21 protein-coding genes, 1 tRNA gene and 9 pseudogenes are annotated in these 23,251 nt (G+C 58.4%); 20 read left to right on the top strand and 11 right to left on the bottom strand.

All coding sequences use genetic code 11. The features are described from left to right. The first annotated feature begins 11 nt into the window (after window positions 1-11). The 12 genes and pseudogenes from lptE to lipA all read left to right on the top strand — a co-directional run bounded on the left by lptE (window position 12) and on the right by lipA (window position 10,782). Window positions 12-599 (top strand): LPS assembly lipoprotein LptE, encoded by a 588-nt coding sequence (gene lptE, locus EIO60_RS05600; protein ID WP_258576145.1) that lies wholly within the window; start codon window positions 12-14, stop codon window positions 597-599. Then, the gene (gene holA, locus EIO60_RS05605) at window positions 596-1,627 is read left to right on the top strand and encodes a DNA polymerase III subunit delta (protein ID WP_258576146.1); all 1,032 of its coding nucleotides are present in this window, start codon (window positions 596-598) and stop codon (window positions 1,625-1,627) included. The genes lptE and holA overlap by 4 nt, the downstream gene beginning before the upstream one ends. Beyond that, window positions 1,620-2,264: a nicotinate-nucleotide adenylyltransferase gene (nadD, locus tag EIO60_RS05610; protein ID WP_258576147.1), complete on the top strand. Its 645-nt coding sequence runs from the start codon at window positions 1,620-1,622 to the stop codon at window positions 2,262-2,264. Before holA ends, nadD begins: the two co-directional genes overlap by 8 nt. 120 nt (window positions 2,265-2,384) lie before the next feature. Then, window positions 2,385-2,702, top strand: coding sequence for a ribosome silencing factor (rsfS, locus tag EIO60_RS05615; protein WP_258576148.1), 318 nt, complete (start codon window positions 2,385-2,387; stop codon window positions 2,700-2,702). Between the two features lie 3 nt (window positions 2,703-2,705). Next, complete coding sequence (rlmH, locus tag EIO60_RS05620; RefSeq protein WP_258576149.1) at window positions 2,706-3,140, top strand: 23S rRNA (pseudouridine(1915)-N(3))-methyltransferase RlmH; 435 nt, start codon at window positions 2,706-2,708, stop codon at window positions 3,138-3,140. Window positions 3,141-3,212: 72 nt separating this feature from the next. Then, entirely contained in the window at window positions 3,213-5,117 is a 1,905-nt protein-coding gene (gene mrdA, locus EIO60_RS05625; protein ID WP_258576150.1) for a peptidoglycan DD-transpeptidase MrdA, read from the top strand. Window positions 5,118-5,125: 8 nt separating this feature from the next. Beyond that, complete coding sequence (mrdB, locus tag EIO60_RS05630) at window positions 5,126-6,238, top strand: peptidoglycan glycosyltransferase MrdB (protein WP_258576295.1); 1,113 nt, start codon at window positions 5,126-5,128, stop codon at window positions 6,236-6,238. 10 nt (window positions 6,239-6,248) lie between these two features. Further along, window positions 6,249-7,202, top strand: a pseudogene (gene rlpA / locus EIO60_RS05635) (endolytic peptidoglycan transglycosylase RlpA). A gap of 129 nt (window positions 7,203-7,331) precedes the next feature. Then, a complete protein-coding gene (gene dacA / locus EIO60_RS05640) occupies window positions 7,332-8,543 on the top strand; it encodes a D-alanyl-D-alanine carboxypeptidase DacA (RefSeq protein WP_258576296.1) in 1,212 nt (403 codons plus the stop codon). A gap of 100 nt (window positions 8,544-8,643) precedes the next feature. Next, on the top strand, window positions 8,644-8,907 hold the full coding sequence (gene ybeD, locus EIO60_RS05645; protein WP_258576151.1) for a DUF493 family protein YbeD: 264 nt from the start codon (window positions 8,644-8,646) through the stop codon (window positions 8,905-8,907). Window positions 8,908-8,987: 80 nt separating this feature from the next. Next, window positions 8,988-9,647, top strand: coding sequence for a lipoyl(octanoyl) transferase LipB (lipB, locus tag EIO60_RS05650; RefSeq protein WP_258576152.1), 660 nt, complete (start codon window positions 8,988-8,990; stop codon window positions 9,645-9,647). 169 nt (window positions 9,648-9,816) lie between these two features. After that, window positions 9,817-10,782 carry a lipoyl synthase gene (gene lipA / locus EIO60_RS05655; protein WP_258576153.1) on the top strand — a complete coding sequence of 322 codons (966 nt, stop codon included), beginning with the start codon at window positions 9,817-9,819 and terminating at the stop codon, window positions 10,780-10,782. A 90-nt stretch (window positions 10,783-10,872) separates the two neighbouring features. Here lipA and tatE read toward each other — a convergent pair whose 3' ends face one another. From tatE to pagP, 3 genes and pseudogenes are all read right to left on the bottom strand, one after another. Next, on the bottom strand, window positions 10,873-11,079 hold the full coding sequence (gene tatE / locus EIO60_RS05660) for a twin-arginine translocase subunit TatE (protein ID WP_258576154.1): 207 nt from the start codon (window positions 11,077-11,079) through the stop codon (window positions 10,873-10,875). Between the two features lie 441 nt (window positions 11,080-11,520). Beyond that, window positions 11,521-11,730 (bottom strand): transcription antiterminator/RNA stability regulator CspE, encoded by a 210-nt coding sequence (gene cspE / locus EIO60_RS05665; RefSeq protein WP_258576155.1) that lies wholly within the window; start codon window positions 11,728-11,730, stop codon window positions 11,521-11,523. Window positions 11,731-11,881: 151 nt separating this feature from the next. Next, a pseudogene (pagP, locus tag EIO60_RS05670) lies at window positions 11,882-12,199 on the bottom strand (lipid IV(A) palmitoyltransferase PagP). 639 nt (window positions 12,200-12,838) lie between these two features. On the opposite strand from pagP, the gene EIO60_RS17120 reads away from it, so the two are divergent. Then, a complete protein-coding gene (locus EIO60_RS17120; RefSeq protein ID WP_445082593.1) occupies window positions 12,839-13,036 on the top strand; it encodes an ECs_2282 family putative zinc-binding protein in 198 nt (65 codons plus the stop codon). Between the two features lie 18 nt (window positions 13,037-13,054). On the opposite strand, the gene EIO60_RS17125 is transcribed toward EIO60_RS17120, so the two are convergent. Continuing rightward, entirely contained in the window at window positions 13,055-13,138 is an 84-nt protein-coding gene (locus EIO60_RS17125) for a small membrane protein YohP (protein ID WP_019105993.1), read from the bottom strand. Between the two features lie 243 nt (window positions 13,139-13,381). Here EIO60_RS17125 and EIO60_RS05675 point away from each other — a divergent pair. Continuing rightward, window positions 13,382-13,623 (top strand): annotated as a pseudogene (locus EIO60_RS05675) (hypothetical protein). 73 nt (window positions 13,624-13,696) lie between these two features. Beyond that, window positions 13,697-14,737, top strand: a pseudogene (locus tag EIO60_RS05680) (malate/lactate/ureidoglycolate dehydrogenase). On the opposite strand, the pseudogene EIO60_RS05685 reads toward EIO60_RS05680, so the two are convergent. After that, window positions 14,730-15,690: pseudogene (locus EIO60_RS05685) on the bottom strand (gluconate:H+ symporter); the annotation flags it as partial. The pseudogenes EIO60_RS05680 and EIO60_RS05685 overlap by 8 nt on opposite strands. Before the next feature lie 289 nt (window positions 15,691-15,979). Here EIO60_RS05685 and EIO60_RS05690 point away from each other — a divergent pair. After that, window positions 15,980-17,097 (top strand): annotated as a pseudogene (locus EIO60_RS05690) (iron-containing alcohol dehydrogenase). Window positions 17,098-17,170: 73 nt separating this feature from the next. Here the strand turns inward: EIO60_RS05690 and EIO60_RS05695 are convergent. Together EIO60_RS05695 and EIO60_RS05700 are read right to left on the bottom strand one after the other, a co-directional pair. Then, a pseudogene (locus EIO60_RS05695) lies at window positions 17,171-17,698 on the bottom strand (HAD hydrolase family protein); the annotation flags it as partial. A gap of 159 nt (window positions 17,699-17,857) precedes the next feature. Beyond that, a tRNA-Arg gene (locus EIO60_RS05700) sits at window positions 17,858-17,931 on the bottom strand. 180 nt (window positions 17,932-18,111) lie between these two features. Here EIO60_RS05700 and folD point away from each other — a divergent pair. Next, window positions 18,112-18,978: a bifunctional methylenetetrahydrofolate dehydrogenase/methenyltetrahydrofolate cyclohydrolase FolD gene (gene folD, locus EIO60_RS05705; protein ID WP_258576156.1), complete on the top strand. Its 867-nt coding sequence runs from the start codon at window positions 18,112-18,114 to the stop codon at window positions 18,976-18,978. A gap of 15 nt (window positions 18,979-18,993) precedes the next feature. After that, a pseudogene (gene ybcJ / locus EIO60_RS05710) lies at window positions 18,994-19,188 on the top strand (ribosome-associated protein YbcJ); the annotation flags it as partial. A gap of 184 nt (window positions 19,189-19,372) precedes the next feature. Here ybcJ and EIO60_RS16580 read toward each other — a convergent pair. From EIO60_RS16580 to cysS, 4 genes are read right to left on the bottom strand one after another with little or no spacing between them, the layout of a single operon-like run. After that, a complete protein-coding gene (locus tag EIO60_RS16580) occupies window positions 19,373-19,654 on the bottom strand; it encodes an AAA family ATPase (protein ID WP_374058133.1) in 282 nt (93 codons plus the stop codon). Between the two features lie 55 nt (window positions 19,655-19,709). After that, window positions 19,710-20,009 (bottom strand): hypothetical protein, encoded by a 300-nt coding sequence (locus EIO60_RS16585; protein WP_374058134.1) that lies wholly within the window; start codon window positions 20,007-20,009, stop codon window positions 19,710-19,712. A 24-nt stretch (window positions 20,010-20,033) separates the two neighbouring features. Next, window positions 20,034-20,378 (bottom strand): AAA family ATPase, encoded by a 345-nt coding sequence (locus tag EIO60_RS16590; RefSeq protein WP_374058135.1) that lies wholly within the window; start codon window positions 20,376-20,378, stop codon window positions 20,034-20,036. 34 nt (window positions 20,379-20,412) lie between these two features. After that, window positions 20,413-21,798 (bottom strand): cysteine--tRNA ligase, encoded by a 1,386-nt coding sequence (gene cysS, locus EIO60_RS05720; protein ID WP_258576157.1) that lies wholly within the window; start codon window positions 21,796-21,798, stop codon window positions 20,413-20,415. A gap of 217 nt (window positions 21,799-22,015) precedes the next feature. Between cysS and ppiB the strand changes: the two are divergent. Both ppiB and lpxH read left to right on the top strand, forming a co-directional pair. After that, a pseudogene (ppiB, locus tag EIO60_RS05725) lies at window positions 22,016-22,518 on the top strand (peptidylprolyl isomerase B). Beyond that, the gene (gene lpxH / locus EIO60_RS05730; protein ID WP_258576158.1) at window positions 22,518-23,234 is read left to right on the top strand and encodes a UDP-2,3-diacylglucosamine diphosphatase; all 717 of its coding nucleotides are present in this window, start codon (window positions 22,518-22,520) and stop codon (window positions 23,232-23,234) included. Before ppiB ends, lpxH begins: the two are co-directional and overlap by 1 nt. The last annotated feature ends 17 nt before the right edge of the window (window positions 23,235-23,251 follow it).

Below are 23,251 nucleotides of genomic sequence, written 5' to 3' on the forward strand. Positions count from 1 at the left end.
CAGGAGGAACTGTGCGACATCTGATTATCAGGCTGTTTGTCCTGCTGGCGGTGACGATCACCGCCGGCTGTGGTTTTCATCCGCGCGGCACCACCCAGGTGCCGAATGAACTGAAAACGCTGATTGTGGACAGCGGCGACCCCTATGGGCCACTAGCCTGCACGGTGCGTCAGCAACTGAGTATCAACAATGTGACCATCGTTGAGGATACCGAAAAGAACCGCACCGCTATCCCGACGCTGCGTCTCGGCAACGAAGTGCAGGGCCGCGATACCGCGTCGGTTTTTCTCAGCGGCACCACGGCAGAATATTCGCTGATGATGAGCGTGTCGGCACAGGTTCTGCTGCCCGGCAAAGGCCTTTATCCAATCAGCACCACGGTTTATCGCTCGTTCTTTGATAACCCGAACGCGACGCTGGCGAAAGATGCTGAGCAGGACTTGATTATGCAGGAGATGCGCCAGCGCGCCGCAGAGCAGCTGGTGCGTAAGCTGCTGACCGTGCACGCCGCGCAGATTAGCAACAAGGAGACGCTGCCCGCTTCAGCCAGCGAGCCGGCGGCGGAAAGCGCCACCTCTTCCGCAACCAGTCTGCAATGATCAGGATCTATCCTGAACAACTCGGCACGCAGCTCCGCGAGGGGCTGCACGCTTGCTATCTGCTGGCCGGAAACGAACCGCTGTTGCTGCAGGAGAGCGCCGACGCGATTCGCGTCGCCACCACGGCACAGGGATTCGAAGAACATATCAGTTTTACGCTGGACGCCCAGACAGACTGGGAGAGCCTGTTCGCCAGCTGCCAGGCGCTGAGCCTCTTCGCCCAGCGCCAGACCCTTACCCTGCACTTCCCGGGAAACGGCCCCTCCGCCACGATGGCGGAGCAGCTCAACACGCTGGCGAGCCTGCTGCATAACGATATTCTGCTGATCTGCCGCATGGCGAAGCTGACCAAAGCGCAGGAAAACGCCGCCTGGCTCAAAGCGCTGGCCGCCCACGGCGTGCTGGTGCCGTGCCATACGCCGGAGCAGGCGCAGCTTCCGCGCTGGGTCGCGGCGCGCGCGAAAAGCATGCAGCTTGCGCCGGACGACGCCGCGATTCAGCTGCTCTGCTACTGCTATGAAGGCAACCTGCTGGCGCTGGCGCAGGCGCTGGAGCGGCTGTCGCTGCTCTGGCCCGACGGCAAGCTCACGCTGCCGCGTGTAGAAGAAGCGGTCAGCGACACCGCGCACTTTACCCCTTTCCACTGGGTGGACGCGCTGCTGGCGGGTAAAAGCAAGCGCGCGCTGCACATCCTGCATCAGCTGGAAAAAGAGGAGAGCGAACCCGTTATCCTGCTGTGCACGCTACAGCGCGACCTGATGACCCTGCTGCACCTGCAGCGTCATCAGGCGCAACAGCCGCTGCGCGCGCTGATGGATCAGCAGCGCATCTGGCAGAATCGCCGCGCGCTGTTTACCGACGCGCTGCAGCGCGTCGACGGCGCCCGCCTGCAGCGCGCCATCTCTCTGCTGGCGCAGACTGAACTCTCCCTGAAACAAGATTACGGACAACGCATCTGGCCGCAGCTGGAAACTCTGTCGCTGATGCTGTGCCATCGACACTTCCCGGCGGGTTTCGCCCATGTCTGAGCTGCACGCCCTGTTTGGCGGCACCTTCGATCCGGTGCACTTCGGCCATCTGCGCCCGGTTGAGGCGCTGGCGCAGCAGATCGGGCTGGCGCGCGTGCTGCTGCTGCCGAACAACGTGCCGCCGCACCGGCCGCAGCCGGAGGCCAGCCCGGCGCAGCGCGTCGAGATGCTGCGCTGCGCCATTGCCGATCGGCTGCTGTTTGCCGTCGATATCCGCGAACTGATGCGGGAAACGCCCTCCTGGACGGTGGCGACGCTGGAGACGCTGCGCGCCGAGCGTGGTCCGCAGCCGCCGCTGGGCTTTATTATCGGCCAGGACTCGCTGCTCTCGCTGGCAAGCTGGCACCGTTGGAAGGATTTACTCTCCCTCTGCCATTTGCTGGTATGCAAACGTCCAGGCTATGCTGCTGAGATGGGGTCGCCCGAGATGCAGCGCTGGCTGGAAGACCACCTGACTGCTGACGCGCAGCAGCTGCATCAGCAGCCCGCCGGCCTGATCTGGCTGGCTGACACGCCGTTGGTGAATATCTCCGCCACCGAAATCCGCCAGCGCCGTCATCAGGGGCTCCCCTGCGACAGCCTGCTGCCGCCCGCTGTCATTGACTATATCGATCGCGCCGGCCTCTATCTGAAATAACCGCAAGCCGGGCATATACCACGCGCGCAAAGGGCATGCTATACTGCGCGGCTTAATTTTTTGGCTGCGTCATCGGGGCCAGCAGCCGGCCCGTTACTATCCGTATTAAAGGGGAACCTTTTGCAAGGTAAAGCACTCCAAGAGTTTGTTATTGATAAGATTGATAATCTTAAAGGTCAGGATATCGTCGCACTCAACGTTCAGGGTAAATCCAGCATTACCGACTGCATGATTATCTGCACCGGCACCTCCACGCGTCACGTGGCGTCAATTGCCGACCACGTGGTGCAGGAGTCGCGCGCCGCTGGCCTGATCCCGCTGGGCGTCGAAGGCAAGAACATCGCTGACTGGGTGGTGGTCGATCTTGGCGACGTGATCGTGCACGTCATGCAGGAAGAGAGCCGCCAGCTTTATGCGCTAGAAAAGCTCTGGAGCTAAGGCGTGAAACTGCAGCTGGTGGCCGTAGGCACCAAAATGCCCGACTGGGCGCAAAGCGGTTTTACGGAATATTTGCGTCGCTTCCCGAAAGATATGCCGCTGGAGCTAGTTGAAGTTCCGCCGGGAAAGCGCAGTAAAAACGCCGATATCAAACGCATCCTAGAAAAAGAGGGCAAGGCGATGCTGGGCGACGCAGGCAAAGGCAACCGCATCGTCACGCTGGATATTCCCGGACAGCCGTGGGAAACGCCGCAGCTTGCCCAGCAGCTGGGGTGCTGGAAGCAAGATGGCCGCGACGTCAGCCTGCTGATTGGCGGCCCGGAAGGTCTGGCGCCCGCCTGCAAGGCCGCGGCAGAGCAGAGCTGGTCTCTGTCGGCGTTGACGCTGCCTCATCCGCTGGTGCGCGTACTGGTTGCCGAAAGCCTCTACCGTGCCTAGAGCATCACCGCCAATCACCTTTATCATCGTGAATAACCGGTAAGGGGCCACTCCCGACATTTTAAACTGCGGATGAAATTACAAAGCAACGCCTTTCGCGATTACACTGCCGAACAGAAACTCTTCGTCCGCCGGGCACTCATTGCTTTTTTCGGCATTCTGGTGCTTTCCAGCGTGCTGGTGGTCAATCTCTACTACCTGCAGATTCTGCGCTTTGACGATTACAGTACCCGCTCCAACGCAAACCGCATCAAGCTGGTGCCGGTGGCACCGAGCCGCGGCATTATCTATGACCGCAACGGCACCGCGCTGGCGCTTAACCGCACCATCAACCAGGCGGAGCTGGTGCCGGAAAAGGTCGACAACCTGAAGCAGACGCTGCAGGATCTGCGCCCGGTGCTCGATATCACCGACGAGGATATCGACGCCTTCGAAAAAGAGCGCAAGCGCTCGCGCCGCTTTACCTCTATTCCCGTCAAGGTCGGGCTCAACGATGTGCAGGTGGCGCGCTTTGCCGTCAACCAGTACCGCTTTCCCGGCGTTGAGGTAAAAGGCTATCAGCGCCGCTACTATCCCTACGGCCCTACCCTGACACACGTCGTCGGCTACGTGTCCAAGATCAACGATCGCGACGTCACGCGCCTCGATAAAGAGGGCAAGTGGCCCAACTACGCCGCTACGCACGACATCGGCAAGCTAGGTATTGAAAGCTATTACGAAGATGTGCTGCACGGTATTACCGGCTATGAAGAGGTTGAGGTCAACAACCGCGGCCGCGTCATCCGTCAGCTGCACGAGCAGTCGCCGCAGGCGGGACGCGATATCTGGCTGACGATCGACCTCAAGCTGCAGCAGTATATTGAAACGCTGCTGGCGGGCAGCCGCGCAGCCGTGGTGGTCAGCGATCCGCGCACCGGCGAGATCCTGGCGATGGTCTCCACACCCAGTTACGATCCGAATCTGTTTGTCGACGGCATTTCCAGTAAAGATTATCGCGGGCTGCTCAGCGACGAGAACCGGCCGCTCTACAATCGCGCGATTCAGGCCGCCTATCCGCCCGCCTCGACGGTGAAGCCCTACGTGGCGGTCTCCGTGCTCAGCGCCGGCGTCATCAACCGCAACACCAGCCTGTTCGATCCCGGCTGGTGGCAACTGCCCGGCTCGGAAAAGCGCTACCGCGACTGGAAAAAATGGGGCCACGGCCGCCTGAACGTAACCAAATCGCTGGAGGAGTCGTCGGATACCTTCTTCTACCAGGTCGCCTATGATATGGGCATCGACCGGCTGTCGGAGTGGATGAACAAGTTCGGCTACGGCCATCGCACCGGCATCGATCTACCGCAGGAGAGCCCAGGCAATATGCCGACGCGCGAGTGGAAAATGAAGCGCTTTAAAAAGCCCTGGTATCGGGGCGACACCATTCCGGTGGGCATTGGCCAAGGCTACTGGACAGCGACGCCGCTGCAGATGAACAAGGCGCTGATGATTTTGATTAACGACGGCGTGGTGAAGGTGCCGCACCTGCTGCGCGCAACGCGCCAGGGGCAAACCGTTATGCCGTGGCGTCAGCCGCCGGGCGAACCGATTAGCGATATTCACTCCGGCTACTGGGCGATCGCCAAAGACGGCATGTACGGTGTCGCCAACCGCGCCAACGGCACGGCGCACAAGAGCTTTGCCGACGCGCCCTATAAAATCGCCGCCAAGTCCGGTACGGCGCAGGTATTCGGCCTGAAAGAGAACGAAACCTACAACGCGCACAAAATCGCCGAACGGCTGAAAGATCATAAGCTGATGACCGCGTTCGCGCCCTATGACAAGCCGCGCGTCGCCGTCACCATGATTCTGGAAAACGGCGGCGCCGGCCCGGCGGTCGGCACCGTTATGCGGCAGATCCTCGACCACATTATGCTGGGCGATAACAATACGGTCCTGCCGGATGCGGTCCCCGTGCCCTCTAGCTATGAAGGTGAATAACAATGTCGATGGACGATAGTCCGCAAAAAAGAACGATCTGGACGCGTATCCACATCGACCCGCTGTTTATGCTGGTCATCCTCGCACTCCTGACCTACAGCGCCATCGTGATCTGGAGTGCCAGCGGACAAGATCCGAGCATGATGGAGCGCAAAATCGGCCAGATAGCCATGGGCCTGGTTATGATGCTGGTGCTGGCGCAGGTTCCGCCACGCGTCTATGAAGGCTGGGCGCCCTACCTCTATATCGTCTGCGTGATCCTGCTGATTGCGGTCGACGCCTTCGGCCATATCAGTAAAGGGGCGCAGCGCTGGCTCGATCTAGGCGTAGTGCGCTTTCAGCCCTCGGAGATCGCCAAAATCGCCGTGCCGCTGATGGTGGCGCGCTTTATCAACCGCGACGTCTGTCCGCCGACGCTGAAAAACACCAGCATCGCGCTGATTCTGATCTTTGTGCCGACGCTGCTGGTGGCGGCGCAGCCCGACCTCGGTACCTCGATTTTGATCGCCGCTTCAGGACTGTTTGTGCTGTTTCTGTCGGGCATGAGCTGGAAGCTGATTGCCGTGGCAGTGCTGCTGGTGGCGGCCTTTATCCCGGTGCTGTGGTTCTTCCTGATGCACGACTACCAGCGCGACCGCGTCATTATGCTGCTCGATCCGGAAAGCGATCCGCTCGGCGCTGGCTACCACATTCTCCAGTCGAAAATCGCCATCGGCTCTGGCGGGCTGCGCGGCAAAGGCTGGCTGCACGGCACCCAGTCGCAGCTGGAGTTTTTGCCCGAGCGCCACACTGACTTTATTTTCGCCGTGCTGGCCGAGGAGCTGGGGCTAGTGGGCGTGCTGATCCTGCTGCTGCTCTATCTGATGCTAATCCTGCGCGGCCTGATGATCGCCGCGCGTGCGCAGACCACCTTCGGACGCGTGATGGTGGGCGGATTAATGCTGATTTCGTTTGTTTATGTTTTCGTTAATATCGGCATGGTAAGTGGTATCTTACCGGTGGTTGGCGTTCCCCTTCCGCTGGTCAGCTATGGCGGCTCGGCGTTAATCGTGCTTATGGCGGGATTTGGCATCGTGATGTCGATCCACACTCACAGAAAAATGTTATCTAAAAGCGTTTAAGAGGCTGCACATGCGTAAGGAGTGGCTTAGCGTTGCTCTGGCATCTCTGGTTTTAGCTGCCTGTACCACACCGGAACCGCAAACTACCGCGCCGCCGCAACCGGCCTATAACGGCCCGGTGGTGGAGATTCCGGGCGTCGAACCGAAATATGAGCCTGTGAACCCCGGCACCAGCCAGAACAACAGCGCCAACGGCAAGACTTACCGCATCCGTCAAGGATCCCTCAAACTTCAGCGAAGTGGGCCTGGCCACTTGGTACGGCGACGAGGCGCAGGGCAAGCGCACCGCAACGGGCGAAAGCTACGATCCCGACGTGCTGAGCACGGCGCATCCGACGCTGCCGCTGCCCAGCTACGTGCGCGTCACCAACCTCGCGAACGGCCGGCAAATTGTGGTACGCGTTAACGATCGCGGCCCCTATACGCCAGGCCGCATCATTGACCTGTCGCGCGCGGCGGGCGACCGCCTAATATCTCCAACAACACTCGCGTGCGTGTGGATTACATCAAGGTCGCGCCGGACGACACCCTTTCCGGGCCGGAGACCATCGGCACCACCGTGGCGAAGCAGAGCTATGCCCTGCCCGCGCGTCCCGATCTCGGCGGCAACAGCGTGATGAACGGTGCCAGCGCGCCCGCCGCCGTGCCGGCGCAGGACATTCGCGCCGTGGACAACAGCACGCTGCAAGGCAACGGCAACATGGGTGCGCCTGTGAGCAGCGCTGGCTTCCTCGGCGCGCCGCAGCCGCTGGCCAACGGCGTGCTGGAGGGCAGCGAGCCTGAGCCGCAGCCTGCCGCCGTTCCTGCCGCGCCGGTCGCTGCTCCAGCCGCCGCGCGCGCGCAGCAGCTGGCAACCAGCCTTGGACAGAAATATGACGTGCCAGGCAGCGCCGATGCCGCTGCGCTGCAGCAACGCCTGATCGCTAACGGCCAAGCGTCGTTTATCACCAGCGCGCGGCGCTAAGCTTTTTGCGCCGCGGGCCGGAAACCTCTGCTAACAACAGAGTGGCAAAGCAAGATGCCTGTAAAACATGCATTTGCTATCATGAGTCACTTTTTTAACCCTAACTTCACGGATGTTGTAGACCATAACATGAACACGCTGAAATCTTCTCGTTTTCTGAAACGCCTGACAGTGGGATCACTGATCGCCTTCTCGCTCAGCCAAGTAGCACTTGCTGATGACGTCAACCTCAAAACAATGATCCCGGGCGTGCATAACATCGATGCCGAAGCCTATGTCCTGATCGACTATAACTCCGGCAAAGTGCTGGCGGAAAAGAACGCGGACGCGCGCCGCGATCCCGCCAGCCTGACCAAAATGATGACCAGCTACGTGATTGGCCAAGCGGTCAAAGCGGGCAAGATTCATCAGGATGACGTCGTGACCGTGGGTAAAGACGCCTGGGCGACCGGCAACCCGGTCTTCAAAGGCTCCTCGCTGATGTTCCTGAAGCCGGGCGATCGCGTACCGGTTTCTCAGCTGACGCGCGGCATCGTACTGCAGTCCGGCAACGACGCCTGCGTGGCGATGGCGGATTCCGTCGCCGTCAGCCAGGACGCTTTTGTCGGCCTGATGAATAACTACGTCAAAGCGCTCGGCCTGCAGAATACCCACTTCCAGACGGTGCACGGCCTGGATGCTGAAGGCCAGTACAGCTCGGCGCGCGATATGGCGCTGATCGGCCAGGCGCTGATCCGCGACGTGCCGGACGAATACTCTGTTTATAAAGAGAAAGAGTTCACCTTTAACAATATCCGCCAGACCAACCGCAACGGTCTGCTGTGGGATACCAGCCTGAACGTCGACGGCATCAAAACCGGCCATACCGAAGCGGCGGGCTACAACATCGTCTCTTCCGCCACCGAAGGCCAGATGCGTCTGATTTCAGCGGTGCTGGGCGGCCGCACCTTCAAAGGACGAGAAGTCGAGAGCAAAAAGCTGCTGACCTGGGGCTTCCGCTTCTTTGAAACCGTCGCGCCGCTGAAGGCGGGCAAAGAGTTCGCCTCCGAGCCGGTCTGGTTCGGCAACAGCGATCGCGTCCAGCTGGGCGTGGAAAAAGATGCCTACCTGACCATCCCGCGCGGCCGCATGAAGGATCTCAAGGCGAGCTACGTGCTGAACAACACCGAACTGCACGCCCCGCAGCAGAAAAACCAAGTGGTGGGCAGCATCAATTTCCAGCTTGATGGCAAAACCATCGAGCAGCGTCCGCTGGTGGTGCTGAATGAAGTGCAAGAAGGCGGTTTCTTTAGCCGCATTATCGACTACATCAAGCTGATGTTCCACCACTGGTTCGGCTAACCGGCCCGGCGATTGAAAAGTCGCCACGCCGTCGCCATATCTACGCTATGGTAATGCTCCCGCTTCGGCGGGAGCCTGTTTTTTATGCACCGGAGTTAATATGAAAACCAAACTAAATGAACTGCTCAAATTCCCTACGCCTTTTACCTATAAAGTAATGGGTCTGGCGCAGCCGGAGCTGGTTGATCAAGTGGTTGAAGTGGTGCAACGCCATGTGCCAGGCGACTACTCGCCCGAAGTCAAGCCAAGCAGCAAAGGCAACTATCACTCGGTATCGATTACCATTAACGCCACACATATCGAACAGGTGGAAACCCTGTATGAAGAGCTGGGCAATATCGATATCGTGTGCATAGTGCTGTAAGTGCCGGCGTAGACAAAGGATATTGGTCTTACCCTTTGCCGACGTTATACTCAGCCTTTCCCTCTAACCGGACCGCCGTTTTGTCAGCAGATACGCTTCTTATCCGCCAGCTCGGCCAGCACGACTGGCAACTCGTCTCCGATGCCATGCATCACTACACCGAACGCCGTGACAGCGACAGCCGCGACGAAGTCTGGCTGGTAGAGCATCACGCCGTTTTCACCCAGGGTCAGGCAGGCAAAGCAGAGCATCTGCTGATGCCCGGCGATATTCCTGTCGTGCAGAGCGATCGCGGCGGCCAGGTAACCTATCACGGTCCGGGCCAGCAGGTGATGTATGTGCTGATTGACGTGAAGCGCCGCAAGATCGGCGTGCGCCAGCTGGTGACGGCGCTGGAAGATACGGTGATCGCCACGCTGGCCCATTTTGGCGTCGAGGCGCGCGCGCGTCCCGATACACCGGGCGTCTATGTCGGCGACGAGAAGATCTGCTCGCTTGGCCTGCGCATCTGCAAAGGCTGCTCGTTTCATGGCCTAGCGCTGAACGTGGCGATGGATCTTACTCCGTTTTTGCGCATCAATCCCTGCGGCTATGCTGGTATGCGCATGACGCAGCTGAGCGCCTTTCAGCCTGGCGTCAGCCTGGCGGACGTGCAGCCGCTGCTGGTTAATGCCTTCGCGCGCCAGCTCGGCTTCGATAAGGTGGAGTGGCTGGCGGCCGAAACGCTATCGCTGCCTTAACCGCACATGCGAATTTACAAAATTGTAACTTTTACTGCCGCTTGGCGGCTGCTTCTGCCAGGCAGAACTGATATAATTTTTGAAGTTTTATCAAATAAAGTTGAAAGCTTTACCGCTGGCCTGAAGGCGAAAGCTCTCGCCACGCAATCCGACCGGAACCTGCAGACTTATGAGTAAACCAATTCAGATGGAACGCGGCGTCAAATATCGTGACGCGGATAAAATGGCGCTCATCCCGGTGAAAACCGTTGTGACCGAACGCCAGGAACTGCTACGCAAGCCCGAATGGATGAAAATCAAGATGCTTGCGGATTCCAGCCGAATCCAGGGTATCAAGGCGGCGATGCGTAAAAACGGCCTGCACTCCGTCTGCGAAGAGGCATCCTGCCCTAACCTAGCAGAATGCTTTAACCACGGCACCGTTACCTTTATGATCCTCGGCGCCATCTGCACCCGCCGCTGTCCTTTCTGCGACGTGGCGCACGGCCGCCCCAACGCGCCGGACGCCAACGAGCCGCTGAAGCTGGCCCAGACCGTCGCCGATATGGCGCTGCGCTACGTAGTAATCACTTCGGTTGACCGTGACGATCTGCGCGACGGCGGTGCACAGCACTTTGCTGACTGCATCAGCGCTATCCGCGAGAAAAACCCGACCATCAAGATTGAAACGCTGGTGCCCGACTTCCGCGGCCGTATGGATCGCGCGCTGGAAATTCTTGTCGCCACGCCGCCGGACGTGTTCAACCACAACCTGGAAAACGTGCCGCGCGTCTATCGTCAGGTGCGTCCGGGCGCCAACTATGAGTGGTCGCTGAAGCTGCTGGAGCGCTTCAAAGAGGCGCATCCGCATATCCCGACCAAATCGGGCCTGATGGTAGGCCTGGGCGAAACCAACGCGGAAATTATCGAAGTGATGCGCGATCTACGTCGTCACGGTGTTACTATGCTGACGCTGGGCCAGTATCTGCAGCCGAGCTGTCATCATCTGCCCGTACAGCGCTACGTCAGCCCTACCGAATTCGATGAGATAAAAGAAGAGGCGCTGGCGATGGGCTTTACCCACGCCGCGTGCGGCCCGTTTGTTCGCTCCTCCTATCACGCCGATATGCAGGCGAAAGGACTGGAAGTCAAATAAGCCAGCCGCAGGCAATAAAAAACCAGACGCTAACAGTCTGTTTTTTTTATGTCTGCGAGAAACAAATGGTTATATCTGCTCGCTGGCGAATTACTCTTTATGCGTGACGCGTTCTGCCGGAAATTCTTCAGCCGTCGTTTGGGTTGCAGTGGGTTTTTCATCTTTCATGGCTTTTTTGAAGCCTTTGATTGCGGAGCCCTGATCGCAACCTAGTGAACGTAACTTATTGTTGGTGCCCAAAAGCAGTATTATGAGCGCACCGATGATCGGCAGTTTGACAATACTGATACCTTCCACACTTTACCTTTCAACCTCAGCGAAATCAGCCAGCAGCGCGCTGAGCTCAAAGCTGTCTTTCGCATGTGCCTGACGTATGTTCATCCTGCCTCTTTCAAAGAAGATAGTGCTGCCGCTCTATTATATAGAGTCGGCAGGAAAAAAGTTGCAAGTAAGGTTTGTTATAATATTGTTACGTGGTTTTATGTGACTGGCGCCGCAGATCCTGTGCTGACATCAATCTGTCACGTCAGATTCAGGCGGCGTTAATCTTTTACTGCGAAACCGAGGGTCGAGCTTTAGCCGGAGAGACCAAATGAAAATGATGATACCGCGCAGCATGGGATGAGGCTGTGGCGTTGATCGTGGCGCTGGGCAGCGTCATAGGTGGGTTTTATTACAGCTTTTTCCAGCCATAAAAAACCCGCCATGCGGCGGGTTTTTGAAATTCTGACTATTAACTTACGGGCTGATAACGTTAGCAGCAGATGGGCCTTTGGCGCCTTCGGTGATTTCAAACTCAACGCGCTGACCTTCAGCCAGAGTTTTGAAGCCATTGATCTGGATAGCAGAGAAGTGTACGAACACGTCTTTGCTGCCATCTTCTGGAGTAATGAAACCGAATCCTTTAGATTCATTAAACCACTTAACGTTGCCTTTAATCTTGGACATCTATATATACCTTTATATGAAAAACGGACACTAAGACAGTGTCGGCATCTAGTACAGCAATTACGGTGACATTTGTCCAGCGAAGATTGATGAAAAAGTGATAAATCTCGCTTTTTTTATCATTGCCCCCGTTTGCTAGCGTCTCTGCGCGCTAGAACTGAAGTCGCAGCCAAGCGAAATAGACGTTGCCGTTGTTGTAAGTCCCTGGAATATAAGTCATCTGGAAGTTAACCGGCCCATATCCCGCCGAGCCAAGCGGCAAAATGGCCGGTACGGGAATGTATTTCCAGTTATGCCGCGCCGTGACGCCTGCGGTATAGCCGGCGCCCAAATGAAAGCGTTGATCGCGCAAGGGTCGCCAGGTCGCCTCCCAGCCGTAGCAAACGGCTCCCACTTGTTATACGAATCCTTGAACGAACGCCATCAGATAGAGGCCGTGCCAATTGCCCTTCACGTCATAGCGCGACACGCCGCCGCCTGCGCTCCACGGTCGCTCGTTGTAGAGGTTGATATGATATTCATCGCTAGGTCCAGCGATTATGCCAGGTAATGGCGGGCAGATAGAGATCTGCGGTTTTGCGGCTCTTCCCAAGTTTGCTGCACGTTGTGGGGAAAGCTGTTCCAGCCGCTCTGGATGCTTTGCGTAACGGTCACTGCCTGGTCACTGCCTGAACGGAGAAAGAGAGAATAAGCGCGGAGCCTCGCGCTGGTGAGGGTGCTCACTGTATAGCGGTTCACAACTGTTTCCTGTACAGGCACGTCCGGTTGACCCGCTCTCCTCGTTGCGGTCGTGTGCGTCATGGGTTAATAAAAATCCTATGTCACATGCATCATTATGCGCAGCGTAAATAAAACCGCGGCGAAACGAAGTGGAAAAAGTGGGCTGGTCGAGGCAGCACAGGCGATAAAAGCCCCAGCGGCGCTGCGCCGCGCGGGTGAAAAACCTTCTCACTAGAAGAAACAATAACCTGCTGAAATAAATAAAAAACAACCACCATACCCAAAAGATAACGCGCATTAATTGTTTAGGATTTTTGATAAATCTTATGGGGATGTTTGTTAGAATAGTAGCTGTTCGTTTCGGGCAAGGAGAGCATACACATGGAAAATTCGCTGTACCACCTGCGGCAGCGCAAAGTTTACGTTTACCCATAAACCTTCATCAGACGCCGACTTTCATGACGCACGATGCGGTAACTGCAACAAGCGCCTGACTGCACAGGATCTGCTGCTAAATTCGCCGCTGGATCCGATTACGCGCTGTCTGGTTTCACGCGTGAAGAGAGATACGAATAAGGGCACCTGAGAGGTGCCCCCTCTGACGTTAGAAAATTAACTTAAATACTCCTGTCAGCGTCAGTAAACCTACGATGAAAATGATGGCGATAATCCACAAAATTATTTTCATATCCTTGTTTCTCTGCCAGAAAAAAACGTTTCAGGATAAGAGCATAGCTTATCGCTGCGTTTTTGCCGCGCCGGATGCGCCGCGCCCGGTTAGTTCCTTTCCTGAGCAAGACGCGAGACGGGTTGCAGTTGTTGATTTTTAACCACATCGCGATTCGTTACCACTCTTCTTTGGCACTAAACTTCTAGTAGCAAAGGCAGGCCTCTGCGTTAACCTACGTAAGACGAGTAACAAGGAGACATTATGAGCACGATAAATACCAGTATAGGACGCTATAGCCTCAAAGCAAAAAACGCGGGCGATCACATCAAGGGAGCATTCGCTATCAACGATAAAGGCGGCCAGCTCACCCTGCAGGAGTTTGAAGAGCACGACCTTATGATGTCGTCAACAACATGATCTATCCCGTAACCGGGGGTAATCGCGAAATCACGCTCGCGCTGCGCGAACAGATGGTCAAAGCCGGCTTCGAACAGCCGCATTAACCTCCGCACCGAGCCATGCTGTGGCCCGTCTCTCAAGAGGCTTGCCGTTAACCCTTTTTGGTCGCAGGATGCAATGTACCCTAAAAAAAATGAGAAAAGCACGGTGAGTCAACTCTATCGAATCAATGCGGCGCGTCTGCATCAGTTTGTTCAGGCGATCTGGCTGCACGCCGGCAGCAAAGCTGACTGGGCACGGCTGGTGGCCAATCATCTGGTGGCGGCGAACCTAGCCGGCCACGATTCTCACGGCGTCAGCATGATCCCAAGCTATATGGCCTCGTTGCAGCAGGGGCATCTGCAGCTCAACCAGCGCCCGGTGCTGGAAAAGGACGCCGGCGCGGTGCTGACCTTTTACGCGCACGCCGGGTTCGGTCAGGTGGCGGTTTGGGAAGCTATGCAGTAGGGCATCGCACGAGTGCGGCAGACAGGCATCGCTGCGGTCGGCCTGCACCACTCTCACCATATCCGCCACTGGGCCGAGCAGTGCGCGGCGGCGGGGTTTATCTCTTTCCACTTCGTTAACGTGATGGACGACCCGATGGTAGCGCCCTTTGGCGGCAGCGATCGCCGCTTCGGCACCAACCCCCTTCTGCACGATTTTCCCGCGTCGCGGCAGCAAGCCGCTGCTGCTCGATTTCGCCACCAGCGGCATCGACTTCGGCAAAACCCGCGTCGCCTGGAACAAGGGCGTAACGGTGCCGCCGGGCTATCTGAGCAATGATCAGGGTCAGCCCAGCTTCGATCCCGCCGTCATGCATCAACTGCCCTACGGCTCGCTGCTGCCCTTTGGTCTGCATAAGGGCTATGCCGCTGGCGACGATATGCGAAATCCTCGGCGGCGCGCTCTCCGGCGGCCGCACCACTCATAAGGAGACGCTGCAGACCAGCCATGACGCGATCTATAACTGCATGACCACCATAATCCTTGATCCTGACGCGTTCAAATGCGCCAAGCATGCAGGAGGAAGCGGAGGCGTTTCTCGCCTGGGTCAAATGTTCGCCGCAGAGCGGCAGCGAGCCGATACAGGTGCCCGGGGAGTGGGAAGAGACAAATCGCGCCGAGCGCGACGGCCGAGCGCAATGCGCAGCACGGCGGCAATCGACTAGGCCATAAAGATGGGCGACACGTTGCTCTCCTGCATCATGCCGGAGATATATTTATCGACGCCGCTGTCCACCAGCACCTGCTTGAACACCCCGCCGCCACCGATAATCAGCAGCATCATGGCGATGATCTTAATCGAGTCGATAATGGTGCCCATTACCTCGTCCATGCTGCGTCCGCGGTTCAGGCCAAAGGTGAAGATGGCGATCAGTACCGCAATCAGCGTTGCCATTACCGGATCGCCGAAGAATTCCGCATACGCCAGCACTAGATGCCCTCTCGGCAGCACCATTTCCGCCAGCGCGCGCAGCGCCATCAGGATCACCGGCACCAGCGAGGTCTAGACGCTGACGCCAAAGCCCGGCATCTCCCCTTCGCTGAAGGTTTTCGGATTATACAGCCTTTCCTGAATGGGTTTATCGATGCTTTTCAGGAAGCGCGCATAGACCAGCCCGGCGAGAATAACCGTCGGAATGCCCAGCAGCGTGCCCCACAGCAGGGTTTTACTCATGTCGGCGTTGAACAGCGTGGCGATGGCGGTTGGGCCGGGATGCGGCGGCAGAAAACCGTGCGTTACCGACAACGCGGCCGCCATCGGCACCCCAACGTAGAGCAGCGGCACACGCGCCGACGCGGCTGATGCTGAACACCAGCGGCAGCATCAGCACAAATCCCACCTTGTAGAACAGCGCGAAGCCGACGGTAAAGCTGGTCAGCAACAGCGCCCACTGAATATGTTGCTTGCCGAATTTTTCAATCAGCGTGGTGGCGATACGCTGTGCGCCGCCGCAATCTGCCAGCAGCTTGCCCAGCATGGCGCCAAAACCCATGATCAGCGCCAGGCTGCCAAGGGTGCCGCCCACGCCGTGTTTAATAGCAAGGATCACTTTATTGATCGGCATTCCCTGCATCATGCCAACCAGCAGCGCGCCACACCCAATCGCCATAATAAGTAATGGCATAGGTTTTCTCCACCTTGCAGACTGACCAGCGGTCAGCAGCGGTGTTATCATGGGTCCGCAAAGGACATCAGGTACGGCATCGGAAAAACGGGTTAACAGCTGGATACAACCTGTTACCAGTAACAGATTAAGGGTAACATCAGGACGAAAGCACCTCCCCGACGAGGCTGAATTTCTGTTTTGCGAAGGTGATCAACTTTTCATCTCCGTGTTATCGGAAAATTTGCCGCAGCGGCGCGCACGGTTTTGGTTACAATCTCTTTTCCCCTTAATACAAAAGGATGTCGCGGTGAGTGAGAACCTGAGCGAGCTATACAGCAATCAACGAACCCTGTTTGGACGCGGTAGAATTACGAAGCTGGTGCCGCTGCTGCGCGCCGAGCCGCAGACGACACGCTGTTTGGCGGGCGTTCTTTTCTTAACGGCCCGGTTTATGCGCGCCTAAAAGATGAACTAAACGATCTCATTATTGGTTATGAAATAGTTACGCATGAAGCCTCACCGGCTGAGATTGATGCCTGGGTCACACGCTGGCGCGGCCATGTGGATCGCGTCGTGGCGATTGGCGGCGGCAGCGTGCTGGATGCGGCCAAGGCGTTTAGCGCCATAGTGCAGCATCCGCTGCCCACCCGCTCGCTACCTTGAAAAAGTAGGCGAAACGCCGGTGCAGGCGGTGACGCTGCCGCTGATTGCCGTGCCGACCACCGCCGGCACCGGTAGCGAAGTGACGCAAAACGTGGTGGTGACTGATCAGCATAACATTCAGGTTAAAGGCGTCGCTGCGCCATGCGGTATTTGTGCCGCAGGTTGCTATCCTGGATGCGGATTTGCTGAAGGGCGCGCCGGAAAAGGTGTTGGCGACCTGCGGCATCAACGTATTTACTCATCTGTTCGAAGCTTACCTCTCCAGCAAGGACAACCTTTTTACCCGCCAGCTGGCGCTGTGTGGGCTACAGCAGTTTGTTCAGGCCTGGCCCGATCCGAACCGCGACGACACACAGGGCGATGCGGCGCGCGAGGCGATGATGATGGTGTTATGACTTGGCGGCGTGGCGCTCAGCAGCGCCGGTCCGGGGGTGATCCACGGCCTCGCCGGCGAACTGGGGGCGATTAAGCCCTACCATCACGGTGAAGTGTGCGGCCGCCTGCTTTTTCCCTTCCTCGATCTGCTGGCGGAGAGTGAGCAGCCAGCACAGCAGCAGCTGATGCAGGCGCTGCAAAGCGCGCAGTTTGCCACGCCAGCGCCTCAGCCGGTGCGCTTCCTGAAGGACTGGCTACAGCAGTAGGCAATCCTGCCCTTCTGGCAGGAGAAGCAAACGCTGAGCGTAAGCGGAGGTAAGCTGGATTCTGGCGCGCGCCAACAGCAAAAACTCGCTGGTCAGCTACAGCCCGTCGGCGATGCGCTAGCTGCTAACACAGGCGTGGCAGGTCTCCACGCCCTAGTCTAATGGGGCAGCGGCGCTGCCCCGATAGCCCGCGGCTAAGCCGATCCGGCTGTTGTGAAAGGCGGCGCGCCCGCCAGCATCTTCTCAATAATCTGCAGCACGCCGGCGTCATTATTGGCGGGCGCGGCGAAGCTGACCCCCGACTGCTGCAGCATCTCCAGATCGTTGCCGCCGTCGCCAAACGCCAGCACCTGCGCATGATCGACGCCCCAGCGCTGCGACAGGATGTTGAGTCCATTGGCCTTGTGGTGGCCCGGCACGATGAGATCCACCGAAACGTGCCCGCTGGAGGTCGCGGCGGCGGCGCCCTCATGCAGCCGACGGATATCCGTCATCAGCGGCTCGACAAAATCATCAGAGAGATTAAGCGCGAACTTAAACAGCCGGTCGTCGCTAGTCTCCGCCAGCGAATGAATCGGCTTCAGGCGATGGCAGTAGTAGCGCATCTTCGCCAGCCATTTTTCCTCTACGCTGTCGACAAAATAGCAGGCGCTCTCGCGGCCGCACAGGATATAGCGCAGGCCGAGATAGTGGCCGTTTTGCAGGGTGTCCAGCACCGCTTCATTTTGGGCGCAACTAATTCCCTTTAACAGAAGATAGCCTCAACTATGCTGCCAGATGACTATGCAAGAGAAGACCTCAACAGACGCTGATTTCGTTAAACTCTTTTTTTTTAAATGGATTATTAAGCTTTAGGGGAGGATACTGGTAAGAGAAAATAGCACGCCCTACAGGATTCGAACCTGTGACCTACGGCTTAGAAGGCCGGTGCTCTATCCAGCTGAGCTAAGGGCGCACGGAGATGGCGAGGATTATACGGCGAGACCTCAACGAGTCAAAGCTTTTGGCCGTGCGTGCGGTGCGGATGCCAAAGAATCAGACAACCCGCGACGATTCAGAACCTGACAGCGCCTCACGCTTCTGACAGAATAGGCGCCTTTCCCCGATCAACTCAACACAGTGGATTTTCTCTCTGATGGCAGCAAAAATTATTGACGGTAAAACGATTGCGCAGCAGGTGCGCCTTGAGGTTGCGGAAAAGGTAAAGCAGCGTCTGGCAGCCGGAAAACGTGCCCCTGGCCTGGCGGTCATTCTGGTAGGTGAAAACCCCGCTTCGCAAATCTACGTCGGCAGCAAACGCCGCGCCTGCGAAGAGGTCGGCTTTGTGTCGCGCTCTTACGATCTGCCCGCCACCACCAGCGAAGCCGAACTACTGCAGCTGATTGACGATCTTAATGACAACGGCGAGATCGACGGCATTCTGGTGCAGCTGCCGCTGCCGGCAGGCATCGACAACGTCAAAGTGCTGGAGCGCATTACGCCGAATAAAGACGTTGACGGCTTCCATCCCTACAACGCGGGCCGCCTCTGCCAGCGCGCGCCGACCCTGCGTCCCTGCACGCCGCGCAGCATCGTTACGCTGCTGGAGCGCTACAATATCGATACCTACGGCCTGAACGCCGTGGTGGTTGGCGCCTCCAATATCGTCGGCCGCCCGATGAGCATGGAGCTGCTGCTGGCGGGCTGCACCACCACCGTTACCCACCGCTTTACCAAAGATCTGCGCCATCACGTCAAGCACGCCGATCTGCTGGTAGTAGCGGTCGGCAAGCCGGGCTTTATCCCGGGCGACTGGATTAAGCCGGGCGCGGTGGTGATCGATGTTGGCATCAACCGTCTGGAAAGCGGCAAAGTCGTGGGCGACGTCGATTTCGACGCGGCCGCCGAGCGCGCCTCTTACATCACGCCGGTGCCGGGCGGCGTAGGTCCGATGACCGTCGCCACGCTGATTGAGAACACGCTGCATGCGTGCGAAAGCTACCATGACAAGGAGGAGGCGTAATGGCGCACTTTTCTACTGGGCAAATTCCCCCACGTCGACCTGTGCAATCTGCTGAAGCTGGAAGGCTGGGTAGAGAGCGGCGCGCAGGCGAAAATCGTCATTGCCGACGGCGAAGTCACCGTTGACGGCGCGGTGGAAACCCGCAAGCGCTGCAAAATCGTGGCGGGACAGGCCGTTGAGTTCGCCAGACAGCGCGTAACCGTCACCGCCTGGGGCGCCTGCCTTGACTCACCCGCCCGCAACCTGCGGGCGGGAAGCCGAAAATAGCTGGCCTGCACTGACGTCATGCGCAGGCCAGCAGACAAGAATGCCGCCCCTATCTCGCTTTCCCCTCTCGCCGGTCATCACTCCGACAGCCGCGTTTTCCCCTCCGCCAGCGCCAGCTGAATATGGTTCACCGGCGCATACTACGCGGCGCCAGGTGCGGCGAGTGGCTGGTGATCCACAGCTGACAAAATTGGCTCGCCTCGGCGATCAGGTGCAACAGCGCCGGCAGGAGATCCGCATGCAGGCTTTTCTCCGGCTCGTTAAGCGCCATAAACTGCGGCGGCCGGGGGCTGAGCAGCGCCACCACCAAGCAGAGAAAGCGCAGTGTGCCGTCAGAGAACTCCGCGCTGTCGAGCGGGCGCAGCACACCGCGCCGCGACATCTGCATCTGGAAACGGCCGTTCTGCACCTCAACCTGAAACTCGCTGTCGGGAAACGCCTGCGCGGTGACCGCATTAAAGCAGCTAATGATGGCCGCGCTCGACGATGGTGGCCCAGGCGGCGGCGAGGTTGCTGCCGTCGTGCGCCAGCACCAGAGAGTGCACGCCGATTTGCGGCGCGCGGATCGGCGAGCCGGGCCAGACGGCGAACTCGTGGTAGAAACGCCACTGGCGCAGGCGCTCGCGCAGCTGTGACAGCTCTGGATAGTGATGCGGCTCGCCCAGCTGGCCGAACAGCGACTCATCTGGATGCAGGGTCGCCGGATAGTCGACGCGCTCGCCGTCGACATTATACAGAAACGCCGTCTGTTTTTGAAGCTGCATAATGCAGGCGGCGGGCTGCCGCCGCTAGCCGCTCAGCCAGATGCGCTCCTCTTTGACTAGCGGATCGAGATTGAACCGCGTGGTCGCCAGTGGTTCCGGAAAGCCAATCTCCAGTGGATATTCAAGATCGTCTATCTGCGCCGCCAGCGTCAGCCGTCTGGGATCGTGGCGGCGATCGCCGCGGCGCAGAGCCCGCCGGCCCACATCACCTTCTGAATGCCGTCCGCTGGCGGCGTCGTGCAGCAGCTTCACCGCTTTGTAGAGGTTGGATTTGCCGCAGCCGTTGGGGCCGCTGACGACATTGATCTGCGGCAGCGACAGCTGGCGCACCAAGCGAAAACCGCGGATTTCAATCTTTTCAACAGGCATAAAAAAGGGCGCCTGCGCGCCCTCTCCTTTAAGGTTATTTGCGACGCCAGGTCGAGCCCTGTGGGCCATCCTCCACGATCACGCCTAGCTCGTTGAGCTTGTCGCGCGCGATGTCGGCCTGCGCCCAGTTTTTTTCTTTCCGCGCGTCGGCGCGCGCCTGTACCCAGTGCTCAATCTCAGCCACGTCGTCGGCGTCAGCCTGCGCGCCGCTCTGCAGAAACAGCTCGGGATCCTGCTGCAGAATGCCCAGCACGTTGGCCATCTCGCGCAGCTTCGCCGCCAGCGCGTTCGCCGCGTCGTGGTTCTCACCCTTCAGGCGGTTCACCTCACGCGCCATGTCGAACAGCACCGAGTAGGCTTCCGGCGTATTGACGTCATCATTCATCGCCGCGCGGAAGCGCGCGTCGAACGCTTCGCCGCCCGCCGACGCGACGCTGCGATCGGTGTGGCGCAGCGCGGTATAGAGGCGCTCCAGCGCGGCGCGCGCCTGGTCCAGGTTTTCTTCGCCGTAGTTAAGCTGGCTGCGGTAGTGGCCTGACATCAGGAAGTAGCGTACTGTCTCCGCGTCGTAGTGCTTTAGCACGTCGCGCACGGTAAAGAAGTTGCCGAGGGATTTCGACATCTTCTCGCGATCTACCATCACCATGCCGGAGTGCATCCAGTAGTTGACGTACGGACCGTCGTGGGCGCAGGTCGACTGCGCGATCTCGTTCTCATGGTGCGGGAACATCAGGTCCGAACCGCCGCCGTGAATGTCAAAGTGCACACCAAGCTGCTTGCAGTTCATCGCCGAGCATTCGATATGCCAGCCCGGACGTCCGTTGCCCCATGGCGATGGCCAGGAAGGCTCGTCCGCCTTGGACATTTTCCACAGCACGAAGTCCATCGGGCTGCGCTTCGCCTCAGCCACCTCCACGCGCCCGCACGCCTGCAGCTGCTCCAGATCCTGGCGCGACAGCGCACCGTAGTCAGCGTCGCTCGGCACGTCGAACATCACGTCGCCGTTGTCGGAAACATAGGCGTGGCCGCGCGCAATCAGGCGCTCCACCAGCTCGATAATCTCCACGATATGGCGCGTGGCGCGCGGCTCCTGATCCGGCGGTAGGATGTTGAGCGCGGCGAAATCCTTGTGCATCTCGCCAATCATCCGGTTGGTCAGGGTCTCGATGCTTTCGCCGTTCTCGTTAGCGCGCTTGATGATTTTGTCGTCGATATCGGTAATGTTGCGCACGTAGTTCAGGCGATAGCCGCTGTAGCGCAGGTAGCGGGAGACCACGTCGAATGCCACGAAGGTACGCCCATGGCCAATATGACAGAGGTCGTACACCGTGATACCGCACACGTACATGCCGATCTCACCGGCATGGATAGGTTTGAATTCCTCTTTCTGTCGACTCAGGGTGTTATAAATCTTTAGCATTGAACGGTTCCGTTTAGACGAGTGTAGTAAACGCTTTTATCAGGTTATTTAGATATTGTGCCGTATTTTTTACGCTTGCGCGACGGCAGCGTGCCAAATGCGCCGCGGGCGGGCTGACGCGTCACTGGAATTTATGATATAAGAGGCGTAGACTACAATGGCCGGTCTGCCATGCGGCGGTCAGATAACTGATGACAACCTTTACAGGACGAGAATGATGGTTACTTTCCAGACCAACCACGGCGACATCGTAATTAAAACCTTCGACGATAAAGGGCCAGCTACCGTGAAAAACTTCCTCAAATACTGCCGTGAAGGTTTTTATGACAACACCATTTTCCACCGTGTTATCAACGGCTTTATGATTCAGGACGGCGGTTTTGAGCCGGGCATGAAGGCATGAAGCAGAAAGCGACCAAAGAGGAAATCCGCAACAAAGCGAACAACAGCCTGAAAAACACCCGCGGCACGCTGGCAATGGCGCGTACTTCCGCTCCGCACTCCGCGACCGCGCAGTTCTTTATCAACGTCGCCGACAATGACTTCCTGAACTTCCACGACGAAAGCCTGCAGGGCTGGGACTACTGCGTGTTCGCCGAAATGGTTGAGGGCATGGACGTGGTTGAAAAGATCAAGGCGGTTTCCACCGGCCGCAGCAGCATGCACCTGGATGTGCCGAAAGATGACGTTATCATTCAGAAAGTGACCGTCAGCGATTAATGTCGCGCACCCTGTTTATCGCAGATCTGCATCTGTGTCAGGAAGAACCGGCGATTACCGCCGGTTTTCTGCATTTTCTGGCGCGTGAAGCGCCGCACTGCAACGCGCTCTATATCCTCGGCGACCTGTTTGAAGCCTGGATCGGCGATGACGATCCTAGCCCGCTGCACCGCCAGGTAGCTGACGCGCTGCGCGCCCTGCCGGTACCGCTCTTTTTTATCCACGGCAATCGCGACTTTCTGCTCGGCAAGGCGTATGCCCGCGCCAGCGGCATGACGCTGCTGACGGAGGAGCAGGTGCTGACGCTCTACGGCCATCGCGTACTGATTCTGCATGGCGATACCCTCTGCACTGACGACGCAGGCTATCAACGCTTTCGCGCCAAAGTGCATCAGCGCTGGCTGCAGCGCCTTTTTCTCGCCCTGCCGCTGTTGATACGCAAACGCATCGCCGCGCGCATGCGCGACGGCAGCAAACAGGCGAACCAGCATAAGTCGCTCGCCATTATGGACGTCAACGCCGAGGCGGTTAACGCAACCCTGCAACGCCAGCAGGTGACCATGATGATCCACGGCCATACCCATCGTCCGGCGATTCACCGCTTCGTCCTGAACGGCCAGCCCGTCGAGCGCGCGGTACTGGGCGCGTGGCACGCGCGCGGCTCGATGATCCAGCTCGACGCCAGCGGCCTCAGCCTGATCGAATTCGACTTCTGAAGGGCGGCGAAAACCCC

Origin of the sequence: Candidatus Pantoea persica (assembly GCF_013753875.1) — a bacterium.
Taxonomy (GTDB): Bacteria; Pseudomonadota; Gammaproteobacteria; order Enterobacterales; family Enterobacteriaceae; genus Pantoea; species Pantoea persica.